Raw genomic sequence first — 14,786 nt, 5'->3', positions numbered from 1 at the left:
GCAATAAAATGATGAAGAAATATTTAATGCTGTGCATAGTTTTTGGTCTTTTGGCTTCAAGCTGCCAAAGTGAGCCCAAACCTATTAAAGCGAATAACAAACGCGATGTTAATGTATCCAAGTTCGATACAGCTACCAAAACTATTCATGTTTTTGTAGCGCTTTGCGATAACAAATATCAAGGTATTGTTCCTGTACCAAAAGCCATTGGCAATGGCCAAGATCCCGATAATAATTTGTATTGGGGATGTGCAAATGGAATCAGGAGCTATTTCAAAAAGAGTAAAGAGTGGAAGTTGCTGAAAACGCAAAAGTTGGATAAAATACGAATGGAGCGTTTGGTTTTTAAACACGTTAGCAAAAATTACTACCTCGTTGCAGATGCGTATGACGGGCAATACATTAAAAAAACAACTACAGATTTTCTTTATAGTGCCGCGGGGCAGTTGAAAGATACTATCAACATAAATAAAACAACCATTGGGATAAACGGTAATGCAAAAATGGTGGCTTACATAGGCCATGATGGTTTAATGGATTTTCAGCTGGATGAAAATTTTAGCAACGCTGATGGCAAACAACGAGATGCCATTATTTTGGCCTGCATCAGCAAAAAATATTTTGCACCCCATTTAAGCCAGGCAAAAGCAAATCCACTACTGTGGACAACCGGATTAATGGCGCCCGAAGCTTATACTTTACACGATGCTTTGAGCAGTTATATTGCTGGTGGAACTGCCGATCAAATCCGCACCAAAGGCGCTATGGCTTATACCAAATTTCAGAAGTGCAGTTTAAAAGCATCTAAAAATTTATTGGTTACCGGATATTAATTAAGAGTTAAAAGCTCAATTAACCCTATGAAAGGATTCACTTTAATTTTGTTTTTATGCTATGGAATAACCACTTTGGGGCAGCAGAAAAAGGTTATCTCAGTAGGGTTTATAGCCACTTATGATCAGCTTCCAAAAATAAAATTCGAGCAAAGCAATCAGGCCGAATTCGATCAAATTAAACCAGCTAAACAATTTTCGAAACCCTTACTTAAACCATCAAAAACACATCATCTTATTCTAACGAAAGAAAAACTTTTCCAGTTAAAAAAGTACAAAGATTATGGGTTAGCAGGAGGTTTTTGCGGCTATGAGTATTTAGGATACTATTCAAAGCTGAAAATATATGCACTTAGCGATAATTCAACTTCAGAAAATTTAGGATTTGGCACCATGGTACTAATTGATAGTATCACAGCTTACCAATACCAAATAATTTCAATAGGTGATGGCGCAGTAGAAACGCCCATTGCATCTCCTAATGGCAAGTATTTTCTTTACTTTTATAACTGGATTTACGACCCTAATAGTTGCTTTATTGGTCTGTTAAAAGTGGGAGATAGACAACAGCCACAAAAATTTTTGAGAGAATACTCGAGCTTCGAAACTAAAAATTGGGCAGTAGAAAAAATAAAATGGATCGATGATCAAACCTTTATTGTTAAAGCTTTTAAAATTGACAAAGCAAACGGCAGAACAAAATCATTTCACTATTTTAAAAGCAAAATAGAATGAAGAATTTAATTATAGTAATAGTATTAAGCTGTTCTTTTATTGCATGCACTGAAAGTAAAAAAACAGAGAACCAGACAGTTACAGTTGAAGATACCGCAAATGTTTTACCTTCTAAAAAAGCTGAAGGAAAGATGCTCAATCAACATAAATTGATTGAAGAGTTGACGAAGCTACAATCTGCGCTAGAAAATAAAAATCCAGAAGAATTAGGGAACTTTTTTCTATTCCCCGTAAGAGATACTGCTTTAATTATTTCTGAGGTAAACCCAGATTTTGATCTACAACGGTCAGCCAATAATAATCAGTTAACCGAAGAAATGTTAATCCACCACTTCTCCAGATTATACGATTATTGGGATTTAACTGAGTTCTCAAATCTTTTTAAGCATTTGAATTTGAAAGAATTGGAGTATAAAGATAACATCAGTAATACCCATCATATCAAAGATGATGGCTGCTATTATATCTATTCCATTAAGGTAATAAATAAAGAAGTCATCATTTCTTATGGAACAAATTCTGATGATGTTTATAGACAACAGCATCCGGATGAGGAAGAGGTTTGTGAAGAATACCAGTGGACATGGATTTTTTTATGGGATGGTCACCATCTTCAAGTTAAAAAACAGCTAATTGCAGGATAATAGACTTGCAGGCGGAGAATGATGTGTCAATACCTTCGCTGTATTGGTTATAGCTATTTATTGGAGGAGTTTGAGATCAATCCACTGATTGTTTGAATTTTGTAAGTAATACTTTGATTGATGCAAGACGACTAACAATTTGCTATTACTTTTGTTGAAGTATAATTACCTAAAATTTAAAAAATGATTGCAACAAAAGGATACGCGGCACAAAACCCAGGTACAGATTTAGCACCCTGGAATTTCGAACGCCGGGAAGTTGGACCACATGATGTTCAATTTGAAATTTTATTCTGTGGCGTTTGCCATTCAGATTTACACCAAATTAAAAATGATTGGTTTCCTGGAATTTTTCCGATGGTTCCTGGTCACGAAATAGTAGGTAGAGTAATAAAAGTTGGAGACCACGTAAAGAAATTTAAAGTAGGTGATTTAGCTGGAACAGGCTGTATGGTTGATTCTTGTCAGGTTTGCGAAAATTGTAAGCAAGATCTGGAACAATATTGTCTGGAAGGAAATACCCAAACTTACAATGGCTTGGAAAGAGACGGGAAAACTCCCACTTATGGCGGTTACTCTGATTCAATCGTGGTAAGAGAAGAATTTGTATTGCATGTCTCTGATAAATTGGATCTTGCAGCTGTTGCTCCACTGTTATGTGCTGGGATCACTACATACTCTCCATTACGCCATTGGAAAGTAGGTAAAGGACATAAACTTGCCGTTCTTGGGCTAGGTGGTTTGGGGCATATGGCCGTTAAATTCGGCGTAGCCTTTGGTGCTGAGGTAACGGTTTTAAGTACATCGCCTAAAAAAGAAGAAGACGCGAAAAAACTCGGTGCTCATCATTTTGTAGTGACTACAGATGCTGAACAGGTTAAAGCGGCTACTGGAACTTTCGATTTCATTTTGGATACCGTTTCAGCGGAACATGATTTCAATATGTATTTATCGCTACTTAGAACTAACGGTGTGCACATTTGCGTAGGTGTTCCACCAAAACCAGCAGAAATTGCTGCTTTTAGTTTATTAGGCGGAAGAAAAAGTTTGGCAGGTTCCGGGATTGGAGGCATTGCCGAAACTCAGGAGATGTTAGATTTCTGTGCGGAAAATAACATCGTTTCTGATATTGAAATGATCGATATGAAAGACATTCAGACTGCTTATGAACGTATGGAAAAAGGAGACGTTCGTTATAGATTTGTAATTGATATGGCAACGCTATAAAAAACAGAAATTTAAGCCCGAAGCCCAGTAGACGTTAATTTACTGGGCTTTTTGTGTTATAAATCGACATTCATTCTCGTTTAGCTTTAGTTTACCATTATTAGATATTTCTCTCACAAAAAGCTTCGCTTCAGCTGATAAAGCGATCTGCCTCTTGGTTCAATTTATATTTTTTTTAAAATTTATGATGATAAGATTGTCCATCTTTATGTAGCGACTCGTCCATGTGAATTAATGTTCGGTACAATTATTTTTGGCTTATACCATTTATAAACATGTTTCTGAGCATTAAAAAAATATACTATCCGAAAGCTTTGGCGTTTTTGCTGTCAGCCCTTTTCCTGAACTTTGCTTCAGCACAGCAAAAAAATTATAATATTGATATTTCCAATGCCGCAGAAGAGATTGTTAATGGTCAACTTAATCTGGGAGGTGTTGATCCACAAGGAAATAAAATCGAGGTAAACAACTACTTCATATCCTATAATAATCAGGCTATAATTCCAATTACTGGGGAGTTTCATTTTAGCAGATACGCTGAAAATTATTGGGACGAATCTATTAAGAAAATGAAGGCAGGTGGCATCTCTATGATTGCTACCTATGTTTTCTGGAACATGCATGAAGAAAAAGAAGGTAGCTTCAATTGGACTGGTAACAGAAATCTCAGAAAGTTTCTTCAATTATGCAAAGCGAACGATGTTCAGGTGATCATCAGGATCGGGCCATTCTGCCATGGAGAAATTAGAAACGGTGGTTTGCCAGACTGGTTACTGTCAAAGCCATTTTCAATTAGATCCAATGATGCTGGATATTTGGCCCATGTAGATAAGCTGTATAATGAAATTGGTAAACAAATGAAAGGGCTGTTTTTTAAAGATGGCGGCCCCGTTGTAGCCACGCAGTTAGAAAACGAATACCAGCACTCTGCTGCGCCATGGGGAATATCTTATCCTGGAGAGCCTTACGATTTCACGGCTTCAGCAAGAGATCGTGCTGTTACCCATCAGGGTGTAGCGGTTTCCGATATTAAAAATCCATATACCGCACTTGGTCAGGATCATATGAAAATGCTTAAAAGTCTTGCCATTAAAAACGGGATAATAACCCCATTGTATACCGCTACCGGTTGGGGAAATGCTGCAATCGTTGAAAATGAAAGCCTGCCCGTTACTGCTGCTTATGCTTATCCAACATGGACAGAGAAGGCCGATATTTCACCTTTTTTCTTGTATAAGGATATGACCAAAGTTCCCGATTACGCTCCGATAAGTTATAATCCGCAAGCTTACCCGGCATTTGCAGCAGAGCTTGGTTCAGGAATTATGAGCACCTACAGTAGAAGACCCACCGTTGCTGCAGAAAGTATGGATGCCTTAATTAATAGGTGTTTAGGAAGTGCGGCCAATGGCCTGGGTTATTACATGTATCATGGTGGGTCTACACCAAGAGGTGAATTTTATTTTAGTGATGAAACTTATGGTTACCCGAAGATTTCATACGATTTTCAGGCTCCTATTGGTGAGTATGGGCAGATTAGGGCGGCGTTTCACCGCTTAAAACTGATCCATTTCTTCTTGAAAGAATTTGGCTATCTTCTGGCTCCGATGGCGGTCACATTACCGCCAGATAATGAGAAAATTAAACCAGAAAACTTAGAAACGTTACGCTATTCGGTAAGGTCTGATGGAAACAGTGGTTTTCTTTTTATCAATAACTTTCAGGATGATGCAAAACCGACCGATAAATCTGGATTAGTAGTAAACCTCAATACCAAAACCGGAAAGATTTCTATTCCAGTCAATATAAAAAGTGGAGAGAATGCTATATATCCCTTTAACCTCAATATTAACGGGGCAAACCTTAAGTATGCAACTGCCCAGCTGCTCACCAAGTTTAATGGTGTAAATCCTTATTACGTTTTTTTCGCTAATGGGCAACAACCTGCAGAGTTGGTGTTTACAAAATCAGCAGGGCTTAAGATAGTTAACCTCAGCAATTGTAAGGTTTCGCAAGCTGGGAACACAATCAAAATTCTACCAGATCTAAAGTCTTTCGCAGAGGTCAGCATAGAGCTGGCGGGGAAAAAGACCAAGGTCTTAATCATTTCAAAAGCAAAAGCGCTGCAATCCTATATAATATCAGCTGATGATCAAAAAGCCATTTGCTTTTCTGAGGCCATTATTTTAAAAGATAAAGATCAATTGCAGTTACTCTCTTTAGGAAAAGCGAATTTTAGTTTATCAGTCTATCCCAAGGGAAGTTTAGTTTTTGAAAATACTTCTGAGATGAAGGTCCAGAAGGATAATTTTCCTACTGATGACTACACGGTTTCAGTTCCTGAGGTTAGTCCTGTATTGGATAAAAATTTAACAGCAGAAGATAAGGTTCAGGTTAAGCTGCCGGTTTTAGAAAAGGGATTGAATGATATTTTTCTAAATATTGATTACTTGGGTGATGTTGGCTTAGCTTATCTTGATAATACGCTTGTTGCAGATGATTTCTTTAAAGGGCTTCCATGGAATATTGGTTTGAAGCAGTTTATCGGGCAGTCGAAATCAAATGAACTTCAGTTTTATTTCAGGCCTATTTACAAAACAGCCCCATACTTGGTAGATCTGTTACCACAGGCTCTACCTAAGTTTGAAAAGGACTCTAAATTAGTCGATATTAAACACTTAACCTTTGTTCCAGAATACACTTTTACCATCAAAATAAAATAGAATGACACAGACAAATACTGGATTTCACAATGGTTATATCATAGGAATTTCTTTTATCTCAGCGCTTGGCGGATATTTATTTGGTTTTGATTTCGCGGTGATTTCAGGGGCGTTACCTTTTTTAAGAACTGAATTTCTGCTTAATGCCTGGTGGGAGGGTTTTCTTACGGGCTCATTGGCTTTAGGTTGTATTGTCGGCTGCCTCGCTGCTGGAAAAATTGCAGATGGATATGGGCGAAAACCAGGCCTTGCAATCGCTGCAATCGTGTTTGCTGTTTCATCTGTTGGCATGGCTTTTTCCACAACCTTAAGCGTATTTGTAGCCATGAGGTTTGCGGCAGGTATAGGTGTAGGTATGGCGTCGATGTTGAGCCCGATGTATATTGCCGAAGTATCTCCTGCAAAAGTAAGAGGAAGAAATGTGGCCATCAATCAACTCACTATTGTTATTGGAATATTGATTACCAATTTGGTTAACTACAAACTCGCAGATATTGGACCTGATGCCTGGCGATGGATGTTTGGCTTGGGCGTTGTGCCATCAGTTTTATTTTTGTTAGGCGTGATTTGGCTGCCAGAAAGCCCTAGATGGTTAATTGTTTCCGGGCAAGCTGAAAAAGCAAAAGCCATCCTGAACAAAATTGGGACCCCCCAATACGTAGAATCAACAATGAATGATATTCAGCGTTCCAATGCTGAAAATACAGGGAAACAAAGTTATGCAGCTGTTTTTGCAAAAGCGGTACGCCCTGCAGTTTTGGTGGGGATTACCCTTGCAGTATTTCAGCAATTATGTGGAATCAATGTCGTCTTCAATTATACTTCAACCATCTTTGAATCTGTTGGGGCCAGCTTAGATAGGCAGCTTTTTGAAACCGTTGCAATCGGCATTGTAAATCTTGTATTTACGTTCTTTGCCATGTGGCAGGTAGACAAACTCGGGCGGAAACCTTTAATGCTTTTCGGTTCAATTGGTTTATCGATTACCTATATTATACTGGCATATTTGCTACAAAGTGGTGCCGCTGCGGGTTTAGTTTCTGTTTTCGTCCTCATTGCGATTAGTATGTACGCCAGCTCTTTGGCGCCGGTTACCTGGGTATTGATTTCTGAAATATTCCCCAATCATATTAGAGGGCTCGCTTCTTCTGTAGCAATTGTATCGCTTTGGGGAGCTTATTTTATTCTAGTTTTCACCTTTCCAATTTTAGCCGAAAAACTCGGTACTTATGGGCCCTTTTACCTGTATGCGGTGATATGCTTTCTTGGGTTTTTATTCGTGTTGAAAAAGGTAAGGGAAACTAAAGGAAAAACGTTAGAGGAATTGGAAAGCACTTTTGTAGGACATTAAAATTAACATCAATAATGAGTATTTCAGAGGTAAAAGTTTGGCAGGAAGAAGTGATCATTCCTACTTACGGTATCGGTAAACCTGATAAAAATCCTATGTTTTTCGAGAAACGTGTCTATCAGGGGAGTAGCGGCGTGGTGTATCCAAACGCGGTAATCGAAAAGATTGAAGATGAAAAAACAGACAAGGCCTACAAAGGCTTGTTTTTGGAAAATCGTTATATCAAAATTATGATCTTACCCGAATTGGGTGGGCGTATCCAAATGGCTTACGATAAAATAAAAAAACGTCATTTTGTATATTATAACCAGGTGATTAAACCAGCGCTGGTTGGATTGACCGGACCGTGGATTTCGGGCGGAATTGAATTCAATTGGCCTCAGCACCATAGACCAAGCACCTTCGAAGCGATTGATTTTGATACCAGCGAAAACAGTGATGGAAGCAAAACTGTGTGGATAAATGAGGTGGAAAGGATGTTTGGAACGAAGGGATTGGTCGGTTTTACCCTGTATTCAGATAGGGCATACGTGGAGATTAAGGCCAAATTGTTTAATAGGACACCATTACCGCAAACTTTTTTGTGGTGGGCAAATCCAGCCGTAAAAGTTAACGATGATTATCAATCCATTTTCCCACCGGATGTGAATGCCGTTTTCGACCACGGCAAACGTGATGTTTCTTCCTTCCCAATTGCAACAGGAACATATTACAAAGTAGACTATTCTCCTGGAACAGATATTTCCAGATATAAAAACATTCCCGTTCCAACCTCATATATGGCCATCAACTCCGATTACAACTTTATGGGGGGCTATGAGCATGACTCAAAAGGGGGGCTATTGCATGTAGCCAATCACCATGTTTCGCCAGGAAAAAAACAATGGACCTGGGGTTATAGTGATTTCGGGCAAGCTTGGGATAGGAACCTTACTGATGAAGATGGGCCCTATATTGAACTGATGACGGGAGTATTCACTGATAATCAACCTGATTTTACCTGGCTGATGCCTTACGAGGAGAAAACATTTACCCAATATTTTCTGCCTTATCGCGAACTTGGACAAGTAAAAAATGCAACAAAAGATATCTTACTCACTGTAACTGCTGAAGAAAGTAAACTCAACTTTAAAATAATGGTAACCTCTATTCAGCCTGCAAGTAAAATCATCGTTTCCATTGGAGGCAAATTGCCTTACAACAATCAGGTAAATCTTCAACCCGAAGAAATTTTCGAGGATTCGATTGCGATTGAGGCTGATTTTGATGAGAAACAGCTGTTGTTTCAGGTTTTGAATGAGCAGGGAAATGAACTGATTCGTTATCAGCCCGCTGAAAACAAAAAAAATGAGATGCCAGAAGCGGCTAAGCCAGCCTTAATGCCGAAAGAAGCGAAGAGCAATGAACAGCTTTTTTTGATTGGTCAACATTTGGAGCAGTACAGGCACGCTACTTTCAGTCCGGTTCCATACTATGAAGAAGCTTTAAACAGAGATGCATCTGATTTGCGCAACAACAACGCACTCGGACTTTGGTATTTACGCAGAGGTCAGTTTGAAAAAGCCGAACCCTATTTTCAAAAAGCTGTTGCAACATCAATAGGTAGAAACCCCAATCCTTACGATAGCGAACCCTATTACAATTTGGGCTTTTGTCTAAAATATCAGGATCAAATTAACGAGGCATATAGTGCTTTTTATAAAGCTACGTGGAGTAAAGCATGGCAGGATACCGCCTTTTTCTCTATTTCCCAAATTGATGTTTTCCGCGGAGATTATCAGCTGGCTGATGAACATATAGATCAGGCTTTGAACCGAAACATGGGAAATAGCAAAGCCTGGGCACTGAAAGCAACGGTGTTACGATATTTAAAAGATTATGAAAAAGCCTTGCTAGTTTGCTCAATCGCTATAGAAAAAGATCGTTTTAATTTAGGGGCGAGGTTTGAACGGTATTTGATTAATGAGGCAATCGGCAATATCGAGGAAGCCAATCTGAATCTTAATCAAGTGTTGATTTTATCTCGGGGTACTGAACATAATTTGTTGGAATATGCCATCGACTATGCGGCTGCAGGATTATTTAGAGAAGCCGGCAGGTTTTTAAAACTGGCCGAAAGAAATGGAAATACTTCTCCAATGGTATATTATTACCTCGCTTGGTTCTCTGCTCAATCTGGAACGATCGAGATTGCAAACCGTTATGTTGAACTCGCTTCTAAAGCGAATTCCTATCTCTGTTTTCCAAATAAACTTACGGATATTAAGGTTTTGCAATATGCCATCGCCAATCAAACATTAGATGCTAAAGCACCGTATTATCTAGGTAATTTATGGTACGATAAACGTCAATACCATGAGGCCATCAAAAGTTGGGAACTGTCCGTTTCGATTGACGATCAGTTTCCCACTGCTCATAGAAATCTCGGTATTGCTTATTTTAACAAACTTAATCAGCCGAATTTAGCATTGGCTTCTTTTCAAAAAGCCTTTAATTTAGATAAAACTGATGCACGGGTATTGATGGAACTCGATCAGTTGTACAAAAGATTGAACTATGGAGTTACTGAGCGCCTGAAATTTCTGGAGGAACATTTAGAAATAGTCTTGCAACGTGATGATCTGTATTTGGAACGATTGTCTATCTATAATTTTATCGGTAAACATGAAAAGGCCTACGAGTTAATCATGTCCAGGCAGTTTCATCCATGGGAAGGAGGTGAAGGCAAAGTTTCTGGTCAATACTTGTACGCCTTAACTGAAATGGCCAAAGCTTATGGTATGCAAGGTAAGTATGATCATGCACTTTCTTTGCTTCAGGAAGCGCAGACATATCCAGACAATTTGGGTGAAGGAAAGTTATATGGCGCAGCAGAAAATGATGTATTTTATTGGTTAGGTGTGTGTTACGAAAGGTTAAGTGAATCGAATACCGATGAAGAATATCGTAACATTGCAATCGCTTGTTATCAAAAGGCAACTGAAGGAAATTCGGCTTTAGGGGCGGCAATGTTTTACAATGACCAACAGCCCGATAAAATATTTTATCAGGGTTTGGCCTGGAGAAAACTCGGAGAGGATGATAAAGCTAATATTATCTTTAATGATTTGCTTTCTTATGGACAAACCCATCAGGAAGATCAGGTGGTATTAGACTATTTTGCTGTTTCATTGCCTAACCTGTTAATTTTTGATGATGACCTGAATGTGCGGAATAAAATTCATTGTTTGTATATGTCAGGACTTGGACTCGCGGGTTTAGGGAAAATAGATGAAGCGGTCAAAACTTTCAATTCTATTATTGATTTGGATGCAATGCATTTCGGAGCGAAAAGTCATTTGCTGCTTTTGGCTACTGAAGGTTTGGGAAAGTTGGCAAGTACATAATTAATTAGAGACATGATTTACTTCAATTTTTCATTTTTGTCGCCTCAACTATCTACTATTTTATTGCCTTTTTAATCGCTCTTGTTTGTTGCTAAGACCGTTTATGTTGGTTTTTATATATAGCAGGAGCGATGCCCATCATTTTTTTAAATAATCGTGAAAAATAATATTGATCAAAGAAACCCACCTCTACACAGATTTCCTTGATATTCAAATCACTAAAATATAAAAACTGGCAAGCCTTCTGTATTTTCAACTCGTTAAAATATTGGTTAGGAGAACGTCCGGTTTTTGCTTTGAAAAGTCTGGAATAATGGGTTACAGACAAGTGTTGTGCGGTTGCCAGATCCTGAAGCGAATAGTTGAGGGCAATATTTTGTTTCATAAATGCAATCGATCTGGCAACTTTATCCAATTCGATATGGGATGGATTAATCTCTTTGAAATAGATTAAATGTGCCAAGAAATTCTGTAGGCTCAAGTTTACAATTTCTAAATCTCTATTCTCAAAGCTGTTCCCGAGTATTTTCAACATCATCTCAAATTCTCGAAATCTTTTTTCATCATACGCAGAGAAAACAGGGGTTTGAATATTTTCCAAGTATCGACGATAAAAAATATCAGCACTGGCGCCTTTAAAATGTATCCAATAAAGTGTCCACGGGTTGTTTTGTGAACTTGCGTATTTATGCCCAACTTGTTTCGGCAGAATGATGAAATGATTGGGATTAAGCTTAAAGTTTTGATCCTCAATGGTTACAGACCCGCTCCCTGTGATACAATAGAGCAATATGTATTCGCTACACCCGAGTTTACGCTCCCTGCTATGGTAAATCGCATGTGGATAATAGCCTATGGCTGTGAGATACAACTGATTAATTAAATCATTCTTAACAACAGAATTTTTAACATTCGGTGGAAGAACAATCATTTGTTGGCCAACAAAACCCTCCTTTATCTTCTTGTCTGATTTTAATTTATAGGTCATAATGGATAGCCGCTACCAATGATCGTATCTTTGCATTATTTTTTTTAAATATGCGTAGATCAATGGTTGGTTGATGTTGTTAGGTTAATTCTTCAAGCATAGCAAATATAACAATTTCCATGTTTTACTTATTTTAATTGACTTTCTGTGAAATCTTTCGTTTCTTCACAAACCGATAAAATCCTAACCATAACCACGCCGGTAAAAGGCAATAAGCCAATGTTCAAATCCAAAGTAATCTTAATCCTATCGCTTCTTTTATCCGTTTATTTTCAAGGTTTAGCGCAAAGAAACCAAATCACACTTAACGATGGTTGGAAATTTTCAAAAGGCACTTTTGCCGATGCAGCTGCACCAGGTTTTGACGACAGCAAATGGCAAAGCGTTCGGGTTCCTCATGATTGGGCTATTTCTGGTCCTTTCGATAAGGAAATAGACAAACAAGTGACTGCCATCACGCAGAACGGTGAAACAAAGCCTACAGAAAAAACAGGTAGAACAGGTGCATTACCCTATATTGGGGAAGGTTGGTACAGAAAAAAACTTATTCTTCCAGCCGTTACTTCAACGCAAAAAGTGTTGCTACAAATCGATGGTGCAATGAGCGAACCCCGGGTTTACCTTAACGGAAAGCAAGTAGGGCAGTGGAATTATGGTTACAATTATTTTTATATAGACATTACCAATGAACTAAAATCAAAAGATAATATACTGGCCATTCACCTTAATAACAAGCCAAAATCTTCCCGTTGGTATCCTGGTGCAGGGTTGTATCGCAATGTTCACCTCATTATCAAAGAAGAGAAAAGCATCGATCAATGGGGCATTACCATCACTACACCGGTGGTAGAAAAGGGATTCGCCAAGGTGAACGTAAAAACCAAACTAACTGGCTCAAACTTGCGCCTGGTGAATCAGGTTTTGGATAGTTCAGGTAAACAGGTTGCCGCAGATACTGCAAAATCTTTTTTTGGACAGGAGGCAGACCAGAATATTCGCGTTTCCGAACCAAGATTATGGAGCCCCGAAAACCCATATCTGTACACGCTTGTTTCTACAGTATATGATGGTGACCAGGTAAAAGATATCGTTAAAACTCGTTTTGGCATCAGAACCATTAGTTTTAAGGCCAATCAGGGTTTCAGTTTAAACGGACAAGTACGAAAATTTAAAGGCGTTTGTTTACATCATGATTTAGGTCCACTCGGAGCCGCGATCAATGTGGCCGCGTTACGCAGACAACTAACCATCTTGAAAGATATGGGTTGCGATGCAATCAGGAGTTCACATAATATGCCTTCGCCCGAACAATTGGAGCTTTGCGATGAAATGGGATTTATGTTCTTGGCAGAAAGTTTTGATGAATGGGCAAAAGCAAAGGTAGAAAATGGTTATCATTTGTATTTCAATACCGATGCTGAGAAAGATATCGTAAATCTTGTACAGGCAAACAAAAACCACCCGAGTATTGTGATGTGGAGTTCAGGAAATGAAGTACCTGATCAATTTGGAGCTGAAGGGGTTAAACGGGCAAAATGGTTACAGGAAATTTTTCATCGTGAAGATCCTACTCGTCCAGTTACTGTAGGAATGGATCAGGTTAAGGCCACTATGCAATCGGGCTTCGGGGCACTTCTTGATATTCCAGGACTAAATTATCGGGTGCATCTTTACGAGGAGGCCAACAAGGCTTTCCCACAAGGTTTTATTTTAGGCTCTGAAACCGCCTCTACAGTAAGTTCACGAGGGGTTTATAAATTTCCGGTGGTTAAGGCCAAAGATAAGCAGTATGATGATTTCCAATCTTCATCTTATGATATGGAATACTGCAGCTGGTCTAATCTTCCCGATGATGATTTTGTAATGCAGGATGATAAGCCATGGGTGATCGGGGAGTTTGTATGGACCGGCTTCGACTACCTGGGCGAGCCAACACCTTACGACAATAGCTGGCCTTCGCGAAGTTCATATTTCGGAATTTCCGATTTAGCAGGTTTGCCAAAAGACCGTTTCTATTTATACCGAAGCCGATGGAACAAAACTAAACCAACATTGCATTTACTTCCGCATTGGAATTGGGAAAATAGAAATGGAGAAACTACACCCGTTTTTGTTTACACCAGCTACGATAGCGCTGAACTTTTTTTGAACGGCAAAAGCCTCGGCATTCGCAAAAAAGACAAAACCTCTCCTCAAAACAGATACAGATTGATGTGGATGGATGTAAAATATCAACCTGGCACGCTTAAAGTTGTAGCTTTCGATGCACAAGGTAAACCTGCTGCGGAAGAAAAAATAGTAACTGCAGGTAAGCCTTATAAAATTGTACTTACTCCAGATCGGAGCGTAGTTGATGCAGATGGAAAAGATTTGTCTTTTGTTACCGTTTCGGTCGTTGATAAAAACGGAAATCTATGTCCTACAGCCAGCCAACAACTCAAGTTTGAAGTGAGCGATAATGGAAAATTTAAAGCTGTGTGTAATGGCGACGCCACTTCTTTAGAGAGTTTTGAGAAACCTACCATGAAATTATTTAGTGGAAAACTGGTGGTTCTGGTAGAGTCGACCGTTAATCCAGGAAAAATAAAATTAAACGTAACTGGTGGTGGTTTAAAGGCGGCGCAAACAGAAATTATTTCCAAAGCAAAATAGCTTTAGTTTGATTTTTTTTTCTTGATTGATTTAAACGGGTGGCTACAGGATGGCAAATAAAAATTGTTTCTGCATATTTGGTTGCAATTGAGTTTTCAGTTGCTTAACCAAATATTTTCCTACTGCCGATTGCGGTCTGAACATTCCATTTATGAGTACAATAATTTTATTTGTGGATGATTTATGTAATGTATATGCCACCAATATCAGTGCGGATAAGATCGATTTAGGCATCGCCGGAAAAAAA

General features: G+C 38.7%; 9 protein-coding genes. 8 read left to right on the top strand and 1 reads right to left on the bottom strand.

The features are described 5' to 3' along the window. Nucleotides 1–8 precede the first annotated feature (8 nt). The 7 genes from ACZZZC_RS13835 to ACZZZC_RS13805 all read left to right on the top strand — a co-directional run bounded on the left by ACZZZC_RS13835 (nucleotide 9) and on the right by ACZZZC_RS13805 (nucleotide 10,899). Nucleotides 9–833, top strand: a complete 825-nt coding sequence (locus ACZZZC_RS13835) for a hypothetical protein (RefSeq protein WP_463482572.1) — start codon at nucleotides 9–11, stop codon at nucleotides 831–833. Between the two features lie 27 nt (nucleotides 834–860). Further along, nucleotides 861–1,568, top strand: a complete 708-nt coding sequence (locus ACZZZC_RS13830; protein WP_463482571.1) for a hypothetical protein — start codon at nucleotides 861–863, stop codon at nucleotides 1,566–1,568. Beyond that, a complete protein-coding gene (locus ACZZZC_RS13825; RefSeq protein ID WP_463482570.1) occupies nucleotides 1,565–2,212 on the top strand; it encodes a hypothetical protein in 648 nt (215 codons plus the stop codon). The genes ACZZZC_RS13830 and ACZZZC_RS13825 overlap by 4 nt, the downstream gene beginning before the upstream one ends. A gap of 183 nt (nucleotides 2,213–2,395) precedes the next feature. After that, complete coding sequence (locus ACZZZC_RS13820) at nucleotides 2,396–3,439, top strand: NAD(P)-dependent alcohol dehydrogenase (RefSeq protein ID WP_463482569.1); 1,044 nt, start codon at nucleotides 2,396–2,398, stop codon at nucleotides 3,437–3,439. 275 nt (nucleotides 3,440–3,714) lie between these two features. Continuing rightward, nucleotides 3,715–6,162: a beta-galactosidase gene (locus tag ACZZZC_RS13815; protein WP_463482568.1), complete on the top strand. Its 2,448-nt coding sequence runs from the start codon at nucleotides 3,715–3,717 to the stop codon at nucleotides 6,160–6,162. A 1-nt stretch (nucleotide 6,163) separates the two neighbouring features. Continuing rightward, nucleotides 6,164–7,513: a sugar porter family MFS transporter gene (locus tag ACZZZC_RS13810; RefSeq protein WP_463482567.1), complete on the top strand. Its 1,350-nt coding sequence runs from the start codon at nucleotides 6,164–6,166 to the stop codon at nucleotides 7,511–7,513. Between the two features lie 14 nt (nucleotides 7,514–7,527). Beyond that, nucleotides 7,528–10,899, top strand: coding sequence for a DUF5107 domain-containing protein (locus ACZZZC_RS13805; protein ID WP_463487433.1), 3,372 nt, complete (start codon nucleotides 7,528–7,530; stop codon nucleotides 10,897–10,899). Nucleotides 10,900–10,990: 91 nt separating this feature from the next. Here ACZZZC_RS13805 and ACZZZC_RS13800 read toward each other — a convergent pair whose 3' ends face one another. Beyond that, nucleotides 10,991–11,887: an AraC family transcriptional regulator gene (locus ACZZZC_RS13800; protein WP_463487432.1), complete on the bottom strand. Its 897-nt coding sequence runs from the start codon at nucleotides 11,885–11,887 to the stop codon at nucleotides 10,991–10,993. Nucleotides 11,888–12,034: 147 nt separating this feature from the next. Here ACZZZC_RS13800 and ACZZZC_RS13795 point away from each other — a divergent pair, with 147 nt between their 5' ends. After that, nucleotides 12,035–14,539, top strand: a complete 2,505-nt coding sequence (locus tag ACZZZC_RS13795) for a DUF4982 domain-containing protein (RefSeq protein ID WP_463487431.1) — start codon at nucleotides 12,035–12,037, stop codon at nucleotides 14,537–14,539. The last annotated feature ends 247 nt before the right edge of the window (nucleotides 14,540–14,786 follow it).

The organism is Pedobacter sp. AC212 (genome assembly GCF_979258625.1).
This window is presented reverse-complemented; position numbering and strand designations above follow the sequence as displayed.

Coding starts and splice junctions, on each gene's coding strand:
- ACZZZC_RS13835 (WP_463482572.1), top strand. CDS start 9: ATGATGAAGAAATATTTAATGCTGTGCATAGTTTTTGGTCTTTTGGCT.
- ACZZZC_RS13830 (WP_463482571.1), top strand. CDS start 861: ATGAAAGGATTCACTTTAATTTTGTTTTTATGCTATGGAATAACCACT.
- ACZZZC_RS13825 (WP_463482570.1), top strand. CDS start 1,565: ATGAAGAATTTAATTATAGTAATAGTATTAAGCTGTTCTTTTATTGCA.
- ACZZZC_RS13820 (WP_463482569.1), top strand. CDS start 2,396: ATGATTGCAACAAAAGGATACGCGGCACAAAACCCAGGTACAGATTTA.
- ACZZZC_RS13815 (WP_463482568.1), top strand. CDS start 3,715: ATGTTTCTGAGCATTAAAAAAATATACTATCCGAAAGCTTTGGCGTTT.
- ACZZZC_RS13810 (WP_463482567.1), top strand. CDS start 6,164: ATGACACAGACAAATACTGGATTTCACAATGGTTATATCATAGGAATT.
- ACZZZC_RS13805 (WP_463487433.1), top strand. CDS start 7,528: ATGAGTATTTCAGAGGTAAAAGTTTGGCAGGAAGAAGTGATCATTCCT.
- ACZZZC_RS13800 (WP_463487432.1), bottom strand. CDS start 11,887: ATGACCTATAAATTAAAATCAGACAAGAAGATAAAGGAGGGTTTTGTT.